Source organism: Streptomyces sp. NPDC002276, assembly GCF_053891435.1.
In genome coordinates this window covers 145,701-163,143 of the sequence record NZ_JBSFCQ010000013.1, presented here as the reverse complement: position 1 = coordinate 163,143, position 17,443 = coordinate 145,701, and the positions used below count along the sequence as shown (strand labels likewise).

At 71.8% G+C, this 17,443-nt stretch carries 12 protein-coding genes; 8 read left to right on the top strand and 4 right to left on the bottom strand.

Annotated features, from left to right (window positions below):
* Window positions 1-8: 8 nt before the first annotated feature.
* Together ACWIHT_RS30250 and ACWIHT_RS30245 are read right to left on the bottom strand one after the other, a co-directional pair.
* Window positions 9-833, bottom strand: coding sequence for an SDR family oxidoreductase (locus ACWIHT_RS30250; RefSeq protein WP_456171448.1), 825 nt, complete (start codon window positions 831-833; stop codon window positions 9-11).
* 5 nt (window positions 834-838) lie between these two features.
* A complete protein-coding gene (locus tag ACWIHT_RS30245) occupies window positions 839-2,824 on the bottom strand; it encodes an amino acid transporter (protein ID WP_456171447.1) in 1,986 nt (661 codons plus the stop codon).
* A 125-nt stretch (window positions 2,825-2,949) separates the two neighbouring features.
* Between ACWIHT_RS30245 and ACWIHT_RS30240 the strand changes: the two genes are divergently transcribed.
* Window positions 2,950-3,576 carry a YigZ family protein gene (locus ACWIHT_RS30240; protein WP_456171446.1) on the top strand — a complete coding sequence of 209 codons (627 nt, stop codon included), beginning with the start codon at window positions 2,950-2,952 and terminating at the stop codon, window positions 3,574-3,576.
* A 28-nt stretch (window positions 3,577-3,604) separates the two neighbouring features.
* Here the strand turns inward: ACWIHT_RS30240 and ACWIHT_RS30235 are convergent, their stop codons facing one another.
* Together ACWIHT_RS30235 and ACWIHT_RS30230 are read right to left on the bottom strand one after the other, a co-directional pair.
* Window positions 3,605-5,569, bottom strand: coding sequence for a protein kinase domain-containing protein (locus tag ACWIHT_RS30235; RefSeq protein WP_456171445.1), 1,965 nt, complete (start codon window positions 5,567-5,569; stop codon window positions 3,605-3,607).
* A 776-nt stretch (window positions 5,570-6,345) separates the two neighbouring features.
* The gene (locus tag ACWIHT_RS30230; RefSeq protein WP_456171444.1) at window positions 6,346-6,477 is read right to left on the bottom strand and encodes a hypothetical protein; all 132 of its coding nucleotides are present in this window, start codon (window positions 6,475-6,477) and stop codon (window positions 6,346-6,348) included.
* A gap of 50 nt (window positions 6,478-6,527) precedes the next feature.
* Between ACWIHT_RS30230 and ACWIHT_RS30225 the strand changes: the two genes are divergently transcribed.
* The 7 genes from ACWIHT_RS30225 to ACWIHT_RS30195 all read left to right on the top strand — a co-directional run bounded on the left by ACWIHT_RS30225 (window position 6,528) and on the right by ACWIHT_RS30195 (window position 17,432).
* On the top strand, window positions 6,528-8,090 hold the full coding sequence (locus ACWIHT_RS30225; protein ID WP_456171443.1) for an ABC transporter substrate-binding protein: 1,563 nt from the start codon (window positions 6,528-6,530) through the stop codon (window positions 8,088-8,090).
* A 42-nt stretch (window positions 8,091-8,132) separates the two neighbouring features.
* Window positions 8,133-9,056, top strand: a complete 924-nt coding sequence (locus ACWIHT_RS30220) for an ABC transporter permease (RefSeq protein WP_456171558.1) — start codon at window positions 8,133-8,135, stop codon at window positions 9,054-9,056.
* A complete protein-coding gene (locus tag ACWIHT_RS30215) occupies window positions 9,053-10,990 on the top strand; it encodes a dipeptide/oligopeptide/nickel ABC transporter permease/ATP-binding protein (RefSeq protein WP_456171442.1) in 1,938 nt (645 codons plus the stop codon). Before ACWIHT_RS30220 ends, ACWIHT_RS30215 begins: the two co-directional genes overlap by 4 nt.
* Window positions 10,987-11,829, top strand: coding sequence for an ATP-binding cassette domain-containing protein (locus tag ACWIHT_RS30210; RefSeq protein WP_456171441.1), 843 nt, complete (start codon window positions 10,987-10,989; stop codon window positions 11,827-11,829). The genes ACWIHT_RS30215 and ACWIHT_RS30210 overlap by 4 nt, the downstream gene beginning before the upstream one ends.
* Window positions 11,826-13,109: a serine hydrolase domain-containing protein gene (locus ACWIHT_RS30205; RefSeq protein ID WP_456171440.1), complete on the top strand. Its 1,284-nt coding sequence runs from the start codon at window positions 11,826-11,828 to the stop codon at window positions 13,107-13,109. Before ACWIHT_RS30210 ends, ACWIHT_RS30205 begins: the two co-directional genes overlap by 4 nt.
* Before the next feature lie 113 nt (window positions 13,110-13,222).
* Window positions 13,223-14,386 (top strand): exonuclease SbcCD subunit D, encoded by a 1,164-nt coding sequence (locus tag ACWIHT_RS30200; protein WP_456171439.1) that lies wholly within the window; start codon window positions 13,223-13,225, stop codon window positions 14,384-14,386.
* Window positions 14,387-14,441: 55 nt separating this feature from the next.
* Window positions 14,442-17,432, top strand: a complete 2,991-nt coding sequence (locus tag ACWIHT_RS30195) for an AAA family ATPase (protein WP_456171438.1) — start codon at window positions 14,442-14,444, stop codon at window positions 17,430-17,432.
* The last annotated feature ends 11 nt before the right edge of the window (window positions 17,433-17,443 follow it).

The window sequence follows — 17,443 nt, the reverse complement described above, 5'->3', positions numbered from 1 at the left end:
GCCCGCTTCTACGGGAGTCGGAGGAACTCCCGGGCTCCGCGCAGCCGCGTGCCCAGCAGTTCCTGCGTGGCCCGGCAGTCGAGGCGGACATCGAGGGGCATGGACGTGAACTCCCGTCGTCCGGCGGGGAGTCGACTCGCGTCGAGTCCGTCGCGTCGGGCGATGAGCACACCGAGTTCGTGACGGCTGAGGGCGTCCGGACCGGCCAGGTGGAACATGCCGGACCCGTCGGACAGCGCGAGTTCCAGCAGCGCGGCGGCCAGATCCTCGACGTGGACCGGGCAGCGGACGACATCCGTGAACAGGACGCCCTCGCGGGCACCGGCGGCCAGTTCACGCACCATGCGCTCGTGCGCGGAGCCGCCGTGGCCGACGATCAGTGAGGTGCGCGCGACCGCGGCGGCCGGTGTCAGGAGGCGTACGGCGGTCTCGGCGGCGGCCTTCGCCGCGCCGTACGGGGTGACCGGGTCGGGCAGGCACGACTCGTCGTAGGAGATCCGGGAACCGGAGAACACGGCGTCGCTGGAGACATGGACCAGGCGGCATCCGTGGCGTGCCGCCGCCATCGCCACGCGGACCGAACCGTCCGCGGTGACCGCCCAGTCGCTCTGTCCGCTGGTCGCGTTGATGATCGCGTCGGGCTCCGACTCGGCCAGCAGGGAGTCGAGTTGGGCGTTCGCGCGGAGGTCGAGCCGGTGCCAGGAGACACCGGGCGGCACGGTGCCGGGGCGCGCGGAGCAGTACGTCGCCGCCGTGGCCCAGCCCGCCGCGCTCGCCCGGCGGACGAGTTCCGTACCCAGGAAGCCGCTGCCGCCGACCACGAGGACTCTCACGGCGGTCAGCCGACGTGGACGCGGGGCCGTCGCTCCGGGTCCGGTTCCGCGCGGCGCAGTACCTCGCGGGTGACGGGGGCGACCTCGCCGTCGCCGAAGACGAGGAAGCGGATCAGATGGCTGACCGGGTTGCCCTCGGTCCAGGTGAAGTAGGCGTGCGGGACCTTGCCGGTGCGGTCGCGGAGGGAGAGCAGGACGGCCGCGATCGCGTTGGGGACCGTCGGGCCCTCGACGCGGAGTCGTCGTACCCCGTACTTCTCCTCGCCGTGGACGGTGATGTCCGCCGAGAAGTCCGAGGAGTCGTGGAGGAGGACCTCCAGGAACAACACCGGCCCGCGGTCCGGGATGTGGGTCTCCTCGCGCTGGCTGTACTCCTTGGCCCGGTACTCCCGACTGCTGTGCTCCTGCGGCTCGTTGGCGATCAGGCGCAGGGGGCCGGAGCGGGCCGCCTCGTCGATGAAACGGGCCGCCGTGGCGTCGAACGTGACCTCGGCGGCGCGGAGTTCGAAGGCGCGGTGGATGCGCGAACCGAACGACGTCGCCAGGATCAGCAGAATGAAGATCCCGGCGATCTTGATGCCGTCGGGCCGTTCGATGACGTTCGTGACGAGGGTGTACGCGAACACGGCGGTGATCACGCCGAAGCCGAGCGTGGCCTTGCGGTGGCCGCGCTTGTGCACGGTGACCGTGGAGGCGAACGCCGCCGAGAGCATCAGCACCAGCACACCGGTCGCGTACGCGCCGCTCTGTGCGTCGACGCTCGCGTGAAACCACAGGGTGATCAGCACGGCCGTCACCATGAACACGAGCACCAGCGGACGCACCGCCCCCGTCCACTCCGGGGCCATGCCGTAGCGCGGCAGATAGCGGGGCACGAGGTTCAGCAGGCCGGCGAGCGCGGAGGCGCCCGCGAACCACAGGATCGCGATCGTCGAGACGTCGTAGAACGTGCCGAAGACCTGTCCCAGGTGCTCGTGCGCGAGATAGGCGAGGGCGCGGCCGTTCGCCGGACCGCCCGTCTTGAACGCGCTCTGCGGGATCAGGATGGTCGTCGCCAGGCTGGACAGCAGCAGGAAACCGGACATGATCACGGCGGCTGTGGTGAGCAGCTTGCGGGTCTCCCGGATACGGCCCGTCGGCTTCTCCCAGGTGTCCGTGGGATCGCCCTTGACCTGCGGCATCACCGCCACGCCCGTCTCGAAGCCGGACATGCCGAGGGCGAGTTTCGGGAACACGAGCAGCGCGACCCCGACCATCGCGAGCGGCGAGGAGTGCGCGGCCGTCACCGCGTCCGTCCAGTCGCCGATCTTCACCGGATGGCTCAGCACCTCCCAGGCGGACACCGTGAGGACCACCACATTGAGCGTGAGGTACACGCCCACCAGCACCACGGCGATCCCGATGGCCTCCCGGAACCCCTTGAGGAAGACCGCGCCCAGCGCGCCGACCAGCACCAGCGTGATCCAGGTGTTGCCGCCGTGCATCCAGCCCGGCGCGAACGGGTTCTCCACGACGTGCGCCGCCGCGTCCGCCGCCGACAGGGTGACCGTGATCATGAAGTCGGTCGCCGCGAAGCCCAGCAGCACCAGGACGAAGATCTTCCCCGACCACCAGGGCAGCAGCCGCTCCAGCATGGCGATCGACCCCTCGCCGTGCGGAGACTCGTGCGCCACCCGCCGGTAGACCGGCAGTGCCCCGAGCAGCGTGAGCCCGATCAGCACGACCGTCGCCAGCGGAGAGAGCAGTCCGGCCGCGAGGGCGGCGATACCCGGCTGATAACCCAGCGTCGAGAAGTAGTCGACGCCGGTCAGACACATGACCCGCCACCACCGGTGCCCCTCGTGCTCCGGGTTCGGCGTCGCGTGCGGCCCCGGATGCCGGGCGCTCTGCTCGCTCAGCCCCTCCAGCAGCCAGGCCCGGCAGCGCTCGGCGGCGGACCCCGAACCGCCGGACTCCACGCTCTCCGTCGGGTCCACCTGCGCGCCGGTCATGCCGAGAACTCCCTGAGATCGGACCACCGTGCCCGCCACCGGGGCAACGAGCAGCGAGTATCCACCACATCGTCACCCGCACCCGGACCGGGGGCGACCCCTGACCCTGCGCATAGGCTGGCCGGATGCAGGACGAGTACCGCACAGTGGCCCGCCCGGGCGTGCACGAGACCGAGGTCAACCGCTCCCGCTTCCTGTGCGCCCTCGCCCCGGCGGCCACCGAGCGGGAGGCGCAGGACTTCGTCGCCCGCGTCCGCAAGGAGCACACCGACGCCTCGCACAACTGCTTCGCCTACGTCATCGGCGCCGACGCCGCGATCCAGAGGGCGAGCGACGACGGCGAACCCGGCGGCACCGCCGGCGTCCCCATGCTCCAGATGCTGCTGCGCCGCGACATGCGGTACGTCGTCGCCGTCGTCACCCGCTACTACGGCGGCGTCAAGCTCGGCGCGGGCGGCCTCATCAGGGCCTACGGCGGCTCGGTCGGCGAAGCGCTCGACACCCTCGGCACGCTCACCCGCCGCCGCTTCCGGCTCGCCACGGTCACCGTCGACCACCAGCGGGCCGGCAAGATCCAGAACGACCTGCGCGCCACGGGACGCGAGGTCCGGGACGTCCGCTACGGCGAGGCGGTGACCATCGAGATCGGGTTGCCGGACGCCGATGTGGACGCCTTCAGGGCGTGGCTCGCCGATGCGACGGCGGGAACCGCGGCGCTGGAGTTGGGCGGCGAGGCGTACGGGGACGCCTGACCGTCTTCGAACGTGTTCTGATGCTCCGTCAGGAGTGCCAGTTCCAGACCTGGTTGGAGCTGCCCGCGCAGCCGAAGGTCTGGACGGGCTGACCGTCCTGCCCCGACTGGTCGGCCTCCGCGTCCAGACAGAAGCCGTCCGGGGCGCTGACCAGGGTCCCGGCGCTGCCCAGTTGCCACCGTTGCGCGCTCAGGCCGTCGCAGCTCCTGGCCCGGATCTTCGAGAAGTTCTGGCCGACAGTGTCGGCGTCGGCGTCCAGGCAGGCGTGGCTGCCCTGATTGACGACGAGGTACTGGGACGCGTGGCCGGGCACGCGGTACAGCGCCCACCGCTGGGCCGCCGTGCCGTCGCACCCCCACACCCGCACCGCGGAGACGCGGGCGTCGAGGCACCGGGCGACATCGACGGCGTGCACGCTCTCGGTGACGGTCACCGAACCGGTCCTGACCGGTCCGCGTTCCGTGCCGTACAGCAGCTTCATGGTCGGCGCGTCGACCGTTCCGCTCGGGGTGGTTCCGGCCTCGGTCTGGAAGGCCTTCACCGCGTCGGTCGTCGCCGCCCCGTAGTCGCCGTCGACGGTGACGTGCAACCCGTAGCCGGCGAGGAGGAGTTGGAGGGCCCTGACGCAGTCGCCGTGGGAGTGCGAGGCGATCTCGGCGACGCACGAGGCGATCCGGATGTCGAGGGTCGCGGGATCGTGGGTGGCGGTGCTCGGCGCGCTCGAAGGGCTCTGCGACGGCCCGTTCGTCGTCGCCGACGCGCTCGCGGCCGTGCTCGGCGAACTGCCGCCCGCCGAGGGCGAGTTCTCCGGCGCGACACCGGACGAGGGCGTCCTGGGCGCGGCACCGGCCGACGTCCCGCCGCCGTCGTGCAGCAGCAGTGTCGCGGTGATGCCGCCGGCGACCAGGACGGCTGCGGCGGCACCCGCGACCAGTTTTCCGCGCTTCCCGGGCGTGAACATCCGCTTCCGGGGCGCTACTTGGGGCTCGCCGGGTTCGGCGGGCTGCTCCGGGGGCGCCGCGACGGGGGAGATCGTGAGGCCGGGGGAGGCCGCGCGCCGGGGAGCCACAGGGGGTGGGTCCCCGACCGGCCCGGACAGCTGATGCCCGATGGCCGTCCTGAACACGGCTTCGGGCAACGGCCGTTGCTCGGGGTCCTTGTCCAGGCAGACGCGGATGAACGCGGCCAGGTCCATGTCCACGGCCGCCACCTTGTCGAGGGTCTCCTCCCGGGGCGGGTCGAAGGCCACCCGGTGCAGCACGTCGACGCCCGTGCCCTCGCCGAACGGCGCCTCCCCGGCGACGGCGTAGGTGAGCGTGGAGGCCAGCGAGAAGACGTCCGAGGCGGCGGTCACCTCCTGGCCGCGGACCTGCTCCGGGGACATGTAGGCGGGGGTGCCCACGTTCTGGCCGGTTGCGGTGATCGAGGTGCCGTCGGTGGCCTGGACGACCCCGAAGTCGATGACGCGGGCGCCGTCGGCACCCAGGATGACGTTGGACGGCTTGAGGTCGCGGTGCACGAGCCCCGAGCGCCAGATCGCCTCGATCGCGCGTCCCACGTCGCCCATCAGCCGCCAGGCCGCCGCCGCGTCGACCGGCCCGCGCGCGGCGACCAGCTGGTCCAGCGTGGGCCCGGGTATGTACTCGGTGGCGACCCAGACCAGGTCCTCGTCACAGCCGCTGCCCAACAGCCGTACGATGTGCGCCCCTTGGATGCTGTCCAGGGCGCCGACCTCGCGCTCGAAGCGCTTGCGGAACTGCGGGTCCTCCGCGTACTCGGGCCGGATCACCTTCACGGCGGCCGGGCCGGTGGAGCCGGTGGTGTCGCGGCCGAGATAGACCCGGCCCATTCCGCCGCTGCCCAGTACCGACAGCAAGCGGTACGGGCCCGCCTGCCGGGGATCGCTCTTCCGCAACGGGACCTCGGGCGGCGGTTCCATCCCCGCCGCCGCATAGGCCATCGTTTCGGACCGACCGCGGTACTCGACTGGCATGGGAACCCTGTGTCTCTCGCGTGGTGCGTGTGACGTGAGATTAGCGCAGCTCCCGTATGGGGCAGGGGAGTTGAGGGTTTCCTGTGGGGAGTCGAGCGCCTGGGGGAGCACCGGCGGGAGAACTCCGGTCGGCCGGCCGGGCGGACCGCGGGACGTCGAGCGGTGCACCGCCGACGCGCCGCCGTTCCGGTTCCGGGAGGGGCGGGTCAGGCTGGAGGCCCAGTCGTTCCGCTCGACGGAGACCGCCACCGGGTCGTGATCACCGGCGAGACGGTCATCGCCCCGCCCACCCTCACCGGCGACGAGCCGATGCCCCCCGGCGCCCACCAGGTCTGGGGCGGCGCCCAGCTCCTCGGCGTCGGCCGCCGCCCCCGGCCGACCCCCGCCCCGGGCGGCACCCGCGTCTCTCTCGGCACCGTCGCCGTAGGAGCACCCGCGCGCCTGGTCTCCCCGACCTGGGCGGCCCCGGCGGTCGGCTCCTGCTCGCCGCCGGCGCCCCGGCCGGACCGACACCACCACCCACCGCCTCCGCCACCGCCTTCGCGAGGTCCCGCGGCGCCTCCCGGCCGGGGGCGGCCGCGGTGTCCCGATGTGTCCGGCGGTCCGTTCAGCGGACTGGAGTCTTTCCGGGAATGCGGCGGCCGACCGAATAATGGGCGAACTCCGATCCGTGGGGCCCCACCCCCTGCTCGGCCCGACCTCCACAAGAGTGGGCCGAACAGCGGTTTCACTCCTAGGCTCGCAGCTCTCGACAGCACGGTTCGCGTGTTCCCCGTTCAGCCGGGCCACGCTCCGCGGTTTCCGGACGCCGCCGTACGCAGCCGTACGGCGAGACCGTCCCGCCGCCCCTCCATCCCCGCGGACTCACGCAACGGAGCGGCCACCACGACGGTGGCCTCCTTCCCCACGCCCGGTGAACCCCGCGTTCCCGTTCGATGCCTCAACGCCGGAGGTTCAGATGTCTCGTTCGCGTCTCACACTCACCGTCACGGCCGGTGCCGCCGGGCTGGCGCTGCTGACCACCGCGTGCGGCGGTGGCGGCAGCACCTCGTCCAGTACCGCGAAGGCCCAGGACCCCAGCGTCCTGACGGTCGCCTCGGCCATCGCGCCCAACAGCCTCAACCCGGCTCTGGGCGGTTCCTCCGACCCACAGCAGTACTTTTTCGAACTGGCATACGACACATTGATCCGTCAGGCCCCGGACGGGAAGTACACGCCCGCCCTCGCGACCAAATGGGGCTTCGTCGGCTCCGGCAGCAAGACCTTCGACCTCACCCTGCGGTCCGGTGTGAAGTTCAACGACGGCTCCGCACTCACCGCCGACGGCGTGAAGAAGTCGCTTGAGTACTACGCCAAGGCCGGCGGCCCACTGGCGGCCGACCTGGCCCCCGTCGGATCGATCGACGTCACTTCCCCGCTCTCCCTCCGCATCCATCTCAAGACGTCCGACCCGCTGCTGCCGCTCTACCTCTCCAGACCGACCACCGGGGAGATCATCAGCCCCACCGGCCTCGCCAGGACGAGCGAACTGGGGACCACCACCCACGGCGCCGGACCGTACATGATCGACAGCTCGCAGACCGTCTCCGGCCAGACCTACACCTACGTCCCCAACCCCACGTACTACGACAAGTCGCGGGTGCACTGGAAAAAGGTCGTCGTCAAGGTCATCAAGGACACGAACACCACGCTCAGCGCCTTCCGCTCCGGCGAGGTCGACTACGCGCTCGGCGACTCCACCACCGCCAAGGGTGCCAAGTCCGCCGGATTCCAGGTCCTTTCGAGCCCCTACTCGATCATGCAGCTGATGATCCAGGACCGGGCGGGCACCATGGTCAAGGCCCTCGGTGACCTGCGGGTACGCCAGGCCATGATGTACGGCATCAACCGGGACTCGATCGCCAAGGCCCTCTACGGCTCGTACGCCAAGGGCTGGGACTACCCCGTGCTCGCGAACACGAGCGGCTACACCCAGGGCAGCGAAGGAAAGTACCCCTACGACGTCGCCAAGGCCAAGAAGCTCCTCGCGGCGGCCGGCTACCCCAACGGCTTCAGCATGTCCATCACGGTGAACCTCACCGGCGTAGGGGAGTCCCAGGCCGCGGAGGCCTTCGCCGCGGAGATGGCCAACATCGGGATCAACGTCAAGATCAACGTCCCGGCCAACGTCAACGAGCTGTTCTCCACCTACGCGAAGTTCCCGGCGATGATGTTCGACTACGGCGCCGGCATCGCCCCGCCCTACGCCCAGGGCAACGACCTCCTCTACAGCTGGGGCAACCCGCTCAAGGTCAGCGACAAGCAGCTCGACACGCTCTACAGCACGGCGGCCTCCGCACCTTCCGGCGCACTCCAGGAGCAGGGCTGGCAGAAGTTCGAACAGCGGCTGTCCGACCTGTCCTGGACGATCCCCATGGTCTCCATGGAGAAGATCGTCTACGCCCGGCCCGGACTGAAGGGCATCGACCTCTCGGCCACCAACCTCACCCCGGACCTGACGTCCCTGTACGCCGCGAAGTGACCCTCCCGAGAAAGGCACCCAGTCATGTGGCGAACCAGCGGAATGCGGATCGTGCAGGCTGTACCCCTGCTGCTCTTCGTCTCGGCGCTCACCTTCTTCCTCCAGCTGTTCATCCCGGGTGACGCCGCCCGGTCCATCGGAGGGCTGACCGCCTCACCCCAGGCGATCGCCGCGCTGCGCCACCGCCTCCACCTCGACCAGCCGGTCTGGGAGCGCTACTGGGCCTGGCTCAAGGACGCGGTCCACGGCGACCTCGGCCGCTCGATCAGCAACAACGAATCGGTCTCGGGCACCCTCAACACCCGGCTGGGGGTGACCCTCTCCCTGGTGATCGCGACCACCCTGCTCGCGCTGGTGGTCGGGGTCGTCCTGGGCATGGCGAGCGTTCGCGGCGGGCGCGCCACCCGGCTCGCCGCGGACAGCGCGTCCATCGCGGGCATGACCATCCCCGCCTTCTGGGTCGGTCTGCTGGGCATCTGGATCTTCAACACCCGGTTCGACCTGCTGCCCGCCAACGGCTACGTGTTCTTCGGGACGTCCGCGGGCGGCTGGGCGCGCTCACTGGTCCTGCCGGTGGCCGCCCTGGCCTTCGCCCTGGTCACGGTGATCGCCAAGCAGACACGCGAGCAGTTCGCCGACGTACTGGGCCGAGACTTCGTACGGAACCTGCGCGCCAACGGCGTCAGCGAGCGCTCCATCCTCTTCAAGCACGCGCTGCGGCACGTCTCCGTCACGGTCCTCACCGTGGCGGGCAACAACCTCATCGGGCTCCTCGGCTCGGCCGTGGTGATCGAGGAACTCTTCGGCCTGCCCGGCCTCGGCAGCGCGGCGGTCACCGCCGCGTCCAGCGGCGACATTCCGGTGATCCAGGGAGTGGCGGTGTACTTCACCCTCATCGTGGTCGGACTCAATCTCCTGCTCGACCTCGCCATCGGCTGGCTCAACCCACAGGCGGTCGCCGCATGAGCACACCCCAAGTCCCCTTCCTCCGGCGGGCGTTGGGCCGCCCGCGGATCACGGTCCCGGCCGTGGTCCTGGTCCTGGAGCTGATCGCGTCGTTCGGCGCGAGCTGGCTCGCGCCCTACCCGCCCCAGCAGGCGGACTTCGCCGCCGCACTGAGCGGCCCCAGCGCGAAGCACCTGCTGGGCACCGACCGCCTCGGCCGCGATGTGCTCTCGCGGCTGATGTACGGCGGCGCGGACACGTTCCGCGAGATCGCGATCGCCGTGCTGATCACCCTGGTGATCGCGGTACCGCTCGGCCTGGTCGCCGGTCTGCGCCGGGGCCGTATCGACGCGGTGCTGATGCGGCTGGCCGACGTGGTGATGTCGATCCCCGGGATCATCCTGCTGCTGATCGTGCTGGCCCTGTTCTCGCAGAGCATGACCGCGGCCATGATCGTGATCGGCCTGCTGTCGGTACCCGGCATGATGCGGGTCGTCCGCTCCGCGTCCCTCACGGTCGGCCGCGAGACCTACGTCGCCGCCGCGCGGGTCTCAGGCCTCGGCACCTGGCGCGTGGCCCGTCGGCACGTGCTGCCCAGGATCACCGGCCTGATCCTGGTCAACGCGGCCCTGGCCTGCGCGAACACCCTGCTCATCGCGGCCGGCCTGAACGCCATCGGCCTCGGCGTGAAGCCGCCCGCCCCGTCCTGGGGCGGCATGATGGCCGATGCCGCGCAGACCCTCAACCAGAGCCTCTGGCTGGCCATCCCGACCGGCGGTCTCGTCGCCGTCACGGCCGCCGCGCTGATCGTCCTCGGCGACGGCCTGCGCGACACACTCGCCGAACGCTGGTCCGGCACCTCCCACGCGCCAACGACCCGACACCGTAAGGCAATTACTGCTCCGGTGACCGCCGCCGCGGCACCGGAGTCCGACGACGCCTGGCTGCTGGCGGAACCGCAACCGGTCGTACGGCTCACCAAGGTGACCGTCACCGCGGAGACCGAGCACGGCGAGGTCGAGCTGATCAGCGACGTCAGCCTGGCCGTGGGGCAGGGCCGTACGGTCGGGCTGGTCGGCGAGTCCGGCTGCGGCAAGTCCATGACCGGGCTCGCCCTGCTCGGCCTGCTGCCGAACGGCGCCCGGGTCTCCTCGGGCACGGTCGAGATCGACGGCACCGACGTCGGCTCCTTCGGCCCGGCCCAGTGGCGGGCACTGCGCGGCGGCACCATCGCGTTCATCTCGCAGGAACCCATGGTCGGCCTCGACCCCCTCTTCACCATCGGCCAGTTGCTGCGCGAGGCGGTCCGCACCCACGAGAAACTCTCCCGCAAGGAAGCCGCACTCCGCGCCCGCGAACTGCTCGCCCAGGTCCAACTCCCCGACCCCGACCGGGTGTTGAAGCTCCGCCCGTCGCAGATCTCCGGCGGTATGGCACAGCGCGTCTCCATCGCCGTCGCGCTCGCCGGACGCCCGCGCATCCTCGTCGCCGACGAACCGACCACCGCGCTCGACGTCACCGTCCAGCGCGAGATCGTCCAACTGCTGCGCACCATCCAGCGGGACACCGGCATGGCCCTGCTGATGATCAGCCACGACTGGGACGTCATCGCGGAGGCCTGCGACACCGCCCTGGTCATGTACGCCGGCCAGGTCGTCGAAGCCGGTCCCACGGAGCGCGTCATGACGGCGCCGCTGCACCCGTACACCCGCAAGCTGCTCGCCGCGAACCCGCGCCTGGCGACGGTCGGCGAGCCCATCCCCACCATCCCCGGCACCGTGCCGCCCCCGGGCCAGTGGCCGATCGGCTGCCACTTCGCCGACCGCTGCCCCGACCGGGTCGCCCGCTGCACCGAGGCCCCGATCGCCCTGACCCAACCCGACGACCAGGGCGTCGCCCGCTGCGTGCTGGTTGAGGAAGAGCTGGGCGAAGAACTGCTGGAGGTGTCCTCGTGAGCACGAAAGACGGGCGTACGGCCGACGTGAGCGCGCCCGGTGCGAGCGTGACCGAACAGCCCCTGCTCGACATCCGCGACCTCTCCGTTTCGTACCACCGCCGTGGCAGGGGCACCCCGGCCATCCGGGACGTGTCCCTGGACATCCGGCCCGGCGAGACCGTCGCGCTGGTCGGCGAGTCCGGCTCCGGGAAGTCCACGCTGGGCCGTGCCGTGCTCGGGCTGACGGCCGTCACCCAGGGCACGATCCTGTTCGACGGCGAGGACATCACCCATGCCGCCGGCGCCCGGCGCAGGGAGCTGAGCAAGAGCGTCCAGGCCGTCTTCCAGGACCCCAACGGCTCACTCAACCCGGCACTGACCGTGGGCCAGACCCTGGCCGAACCGCTCCTCGTGCACTCGCGCGACGAACGGTCCGTGGTCCAGCAACGGGTAAGAGAGGTACTGGCGTTGGTCGGGCTCCCGGCCGAGGCGGCCGACCGCTACCCGCGCCAGTTCTCCGGCGGCCAGCGGCAGCGGATCGCCATCGCCCGGGCCCTGGTGATGGCGCCGAAGCTCATCGTGTGCGACGAGCCGGTCAGTGCACTCGACCTGTCGGTCCAGGCCCAGGTCCTGAACCTCTTCACCGACCTTCAGCGGGAGACGGGCGTCAGCTACCTGTTCATCTCCCACGACCTCGCCGTCGTACGGCACCTCGCCCAGCGGATCGTCGTCCTCTACCGCGGTGACGTCGTGGAGCACGGCACGACCGAGGAGGTCTACGCCGACGCCCAACACCCCTACACCAGAAAGCTGTTGGCGGCGGCCGGAGTGCAGACCCCAGCTCCCACCAGCCCATGACCGGCCAACTCCCGTACACGGAGGCCCACATGCAGCGGTTCGCCGAACGCTTCGGCGTCACCAAGCCCCCGGAGCGGTCCGGCTTCAGCTCTGAACGCCTGGGCCGGATCACCGAGTTCTTCGACCGGCAGACCGAACTCGGGGTCATCCCCGGCTGGTCGGCACTGGTGGCCCGCCACGGGGAACCCGTGTACGCGGCGGGCGGCGGACTCCGCGACCTCGAACTCGGACTACCCGTCGAGCCGACCACCCTGTGGCGCCTCTACTCCATGACGAAACCGGTGACGTCCGTCGCCGTCATGATGCTGGTCGAGCGCGGCCTGCTCGGACTCGACGACCCGGTCGGCGAGTACATCCCCGAGTTCACGGACATGCGGGTCTACGACGGCGGGTCGCCGGGGAGCGTGCGGGTGCGCCCGGCCGCCCACCCGGTGACCGTGCGCCACCTGCTCTCGCACACCGCCGGGCTGACCCTCGGACTGGCCCACATGAACCCCGTCGACGCGCTGTACCGCCAGGCGGGCCAGGACGTACTGCCGCTGCCCGGCGCGACCCTCCAGCAGATGTGCGCCGACGTCGGCGCCCTGCCGCTGCTGTTCGAACCGGGCACGGCCTGGAACTACTCCCTGGGCGTCGACGTCCTGGGCCGGATCATCGAGGTCGTCAGCGGCCGGAGCCTCGACCGGTTCATCGAACGGAACGTGCTCGAACCGCTCGGGATGACCGACACGACGTTCGCGCTCGCGCCCGAGCGGGTGCCGGACCTGGCCGAGGTCTACAGCCCGGACCCCGAATCGGGCCGGCTCGCCGTGAACCAGGAACTGCGGCCCACCTTCCGCGAACCGGCGCCGTTCCCGTCCGGCAGCGGTGTGCCCGGACTGGTGTCGACGCTGGAGGACTACCACCGCTTCGCGGCCATGCTCGTACGCGGCGGCGAACTCGACGGCGAGCGGCTGCTCGGCCCCCGGACCCTCGCGCACATGACCGCCAACCACCTGCCCGGCGGCGCCGGGATCAACTCCTTCGGGCTGTACCCCGACGACGAGCACCGGGGCTGCGGGTTCGGGCTGGGCTTCTATGTCATGACCGACCCCGTGGGCGCGGGTTCGTTCGGCAACAAGGGGGAGTTCGGCTGGTCCGGCGCGGCCAACACCCACTTCTTCGTGGACCCGGTCGACGGCGTCACGGCGGTCTTCTGCTCCCAGGTCGTCACCTGGGGCACACACCGCCCACCGGTCCGCCGCCAGCTGCGCAACCTCGTGTACCAGGCCATGACATAAGGGGTGTTCGATATCGACATAAGGGATATTCGTCGCGTCTCGCACGGCGAGGCAGGCGCGGACGTGTGGCCGTGGTGAAGCAGGGGGGCCACAGGCGCTAGCGTGGTGGCTCCATGAAACTGCTGCACACCTCCGACTGGCACCTGGGCCGGGCGTTCCACCGAGTGAACATGCTCGGGGCCCAGGCCGACTTCGTGAGCCACCTCGTCACCGTCGTGCGCGAGCGCGCGGTGGACGCCGTGGTCGTGTCGGGAGACGTGTACGACCGTGCGGTCCCGCCGCTCGCCGCCGTCGAACTCTTCGACGACACCCTGCACCGGCTCGCCGACCTGGGCGTGCCCACGGTGATGATCTCCGGGAACCACGACTCGGCCCGCCGCCTCGGCGTCGGCGCGGGACTCATCGACCGCGCGGGCATCCATCTGCGCACCGAGCCGTCGGCCTGCGGGACGCCCGTGGTGATTCCGGACGCGTTCGGGGACGTGGCCTTCTACGGGCTGCCGTATCTCGAACCCGCCCTGGTCAAGGCCGAGTTCGGAGTGGAGAAGGCCGGGCACGAAGCGGTGCTGGCCGCCGCCATGGAACGCGTCCGCGCCGACCTCGCCACCCGCGCGCCCGGCACCCGGTCCGTGGTCCTCGCCCATGCCTTCGTCACCGGCGGCGAGGCCAGCGACAGCGAGCGGGACATCACCGTCGGCGGGGTCGCCGCCGTACCGGCCGGGGTCTTCGACGGCGTCGACTATGTGGCGCTCGGACATCTGCACGGCTCGCAGACCATCACCGGGCGCGTGCGCTACTCGGGCTCCCCGCTGCCGTACTCCTTCTCCGAGGCCGACCACCGCAAGAGCATGTGGCTCGTCGACCTGGACGCCGACGGGACCGTCACCGCCGAGCGCGTCGACTGCCCGGTGGAGCGCGAACTGGCCCGGATCCGGGGCGCGTTGGAGGACCTGCTCGACGATCCGGAGCTTGCGCGGCACGAGGAGGCCTGGGTCGAGGCGACGCTCACCGACCCGGTGCGCCCGGCCGACCCCATGGCCCGGCTCACCGAACGCTTCCCGCACACCCTCAGCCTGGTCTTCGACCCCGAGCGGTCCCCGGACGACCCCGACGAGTCGTACGCGAGACGTCTCGCGGGCCGCAGCGACCAGGAGATCGCCGACGACTTCGTGGCCCATGTGCGCGGCGCCGGACCCGACGACGACGAACAGACCGTGCTCCAGGAGGCGTTCGACGCGGTGCGCGCGGACGCGATGGTACGGGAGGTGACGCCGTGAACGCGCGGCCCTCGGCGCGAGTGAATGCGCGGTCTTCGGTAGGAGAGGGTGTCCGATGAGGCTGCACCGGCTCGACATCACCGCCTTCGGTCCCTTCGGCGGCTCGCAGACCGTCGACTTCGATGAACTGTCCTCCGCCGGCCTCTTCCTCCTGCACGGCCCGACCGGCGCCGGGAAGACCTCCGTCCTCGACGCCGTGTGCTACGCGCTCTACGGCTCGGTGCCCGGCGTCCGGCAGTCCGGCCAGGGGCTCACCCTGCGCAGCGACCACGCGGCGCCCGCCACCCGCACCGAGGTCCGACTCGAACTCACCGTCGCCGGGCGGCGGTTGGAACTCACCCGGCAGCCGCCCTGGGAGCGCCCCAAGAAGAAGGGCCGTGGGAACACGGTCGAGAAGGCACAGAGCTGGCTGCGCGAGTACGACGCGTCGGCCGGTGACTGGAAGGACCTCAGCCGCTCGCACCAGGAGATCGGCGAGGAGATCACCCAGCTGCTCGGGATGAGCCGGGAGCAGTTCTGCCAGGTCGTGCTGTTGCCGCAGGGGGAGTTCGCGCGGTTCCTGCGCTCCGACGCCGAGGCGCGCGGCAAACTGCTCGGCCGCCTCTTCGACACCCACCGCTTCGCCGAGGTCGAGAAACGGCTCGCCGACCGGCGGCGCGCCACCGAGGCTCAAGTCCGGCAGGGCGACGCCGAGTTGCTGGCCGACGCGCACCGTATGCAGCAGGCCGCCGGGAACGCCATGGAGCTGCCGGACCTCGCACCGGGTGAACCCGGCCTGACCGCCGAGGTGTTGGGCGCGGCGGCTGTCGCCCGCAGCACCGCCCGCGAGCAGCTGACCATCGCGCACAGCCGCCTCAGTGCCGCCGAGTCCGCCCGGGCAGCCGCCGACCGAGAGCTCGCCGACGTACGCGAACTGGCGCGCCTGCAACAGCGGTTCGGGCAGGCCCGGGAGCGGGCCACGCTGCTGGAGGAGCGCGCCGACGGCTACCGGCAGGCGCAGGCGCGGATGGAGCGGGCCCGCAAGGCGGAGGCGGTGGCGCCGGCGCTGGAGTTGCGGGAGGCCGCCGAGACCGAACACCGGGAAGCCGCCCGGGCCGAGGCGCGCGCACGTGACCTGCTGCCGGAGACCTTCGCGGACGCCGGAGCGGCCGGGCTCACCGCCGCCGCCCGCCGGGCCGCCGAGGAGCTGGGCGGCCTGGAGTCGGCCCGCCGCGCCGAACAACGGCTGACCGAACTCGGCGTAGAACGGGCCGAGTTGGAGCGGCAGGAGCGTGCCGACGAGGACGTACGGCAGGAGGCCGAGGCCTGGCTCGCCGGGTGGGACACGAACCGCGCGGAGCTGCGGACCCGGATCGAGTCCGCGCAGGAGGCCGCGAGCCGGGCCGAACAGCTCGCCGTGCGCCGCGAGCCCGCCGAGCGGCGGCTCCGGGCGGCCCGGCAGCGGGACCAGTTCGCCGGTGACACGGAGGACGCCCAGCGCCAGGTGCTCGCCCGCGCCGAACGCGCCGTCGACGCCCGCGCCCACTGGCTCGACCTCAAGGAACAGCGGCTCAACGGCATCGCCGCCGAACTCGCCGCCCACCTCACCGACGGCGAACCCTGCGCGGTCTGCGGAGCCTCCGAACACCCCGCGCCCGCCCGCAAGTCCGCGGAACACGTCGACCGCGCGGCCGAGGAACAGGCCCTCACCGCCCACCAGCACGCCGAGGAACAGCGCACCGAGGCCGAGCGCCGCCTCGGTGTCGTACGGGAAGCGCTCGCCGCCGCCACGGCGGAGGCGGGGGACACGCCCACCGATCAACTCGCCGACGAGGTGGCGGAGTTGGAGCGGCTGTACGAGCAGGCGCGCCGGGACGCGTCCTGGCTGCACCCCGCGACCGAGGAGCTGCGGCGGGCCGAGCAGGAGCACGACCGGCGGATCGACATCCAGCAGCAGGCCGCCCTCAGAGCCGCCTCCCGTACGACCCTCCGCGACACCCTGGACCGCGAACGCACCCTGCTGGAAGCGGAGTTGGCGCAGACGCGGGGCACCGCCGACAGTGTGGCGGCGCGCGCCGCCCAGCTGGAGCGGCAGGCCGCGCTGCTCACCGACGCCGCCGACACCGCACGGGTCGCCGAGGACACCGCGCAGCGGCTCAAGGACGCCGACGCGCGGCTGGCCGACGCCGCTTTTCGCGCCGGGTTCGACACCCCGCAGGCGGCTGCCGACGCCCTCCTCGACGACAGTGCCCATCGCGAACTCCAACGGCGCCTGGACGCCTGGCAGTCGGAGGAGGCCGCCGTACGGGCGGTCCTCGCCGAGGCCGACACCGTGGCAGCCTCCCAACAGGCCCCCGCCGAACTGGACTTGGCGGAGCGCGCCGCGAGCGCGGCCGAGCGGCGGACTCGCGACGCGGCCTCCGCGCGCGACGCGGCGGCCCGGCGCTGCACCGAACTGGACCGGCTCTCCGCCCGGTCGGCGGCCGGGGCACGTCAACTGGCGCCGCTGCGCGAGGAGTACGACCGGGTGGCCCGCCTCGCCGCCCTCACCGCGGGCACCTCGGCGGACAACGAACGCAAGATGCGCCTGGAGTCGTACGTCCTCGCCGCCCGCCTGGAACAGGTGGCCGCCGCCGCGACCGTACGGCTGCGGCGCATGTCGTCAGGGCGCTACACCCTCGTCCACTCCGACGACCGGGCCGGGCGTGGCCGCAGCGGGCTCGGGCTGCATGTCGTCGACGCGTGGACCGGGCGGGAGCGGGACACGGCGACGCTGTCCGGCGGCGAGACGTTCTTCGCCTCGCTCGCCCTCGCGCTCGGACTCGCGGACGTCGTCACCGACGAGGCCGGCGGGGTCCGGCTCGACACCCTCTTCATCGACGAGGGCTTCGGCAGCCTCGACGAGCAGACCCTCGACGAGGTCCTCGACGTCCTGGACTCGCTGCGCGAACGGGACCGCAGCGTCGGCATCGTCAGCCATGTCGCCGACCTGCGGCGGCGCATCCACGCGCAGCTGGAGGTCGTGAAGGGGCGGGCCGGGTCGGCCGTACGACAGCGGGGGCAGTGAGGTCGGTGAGG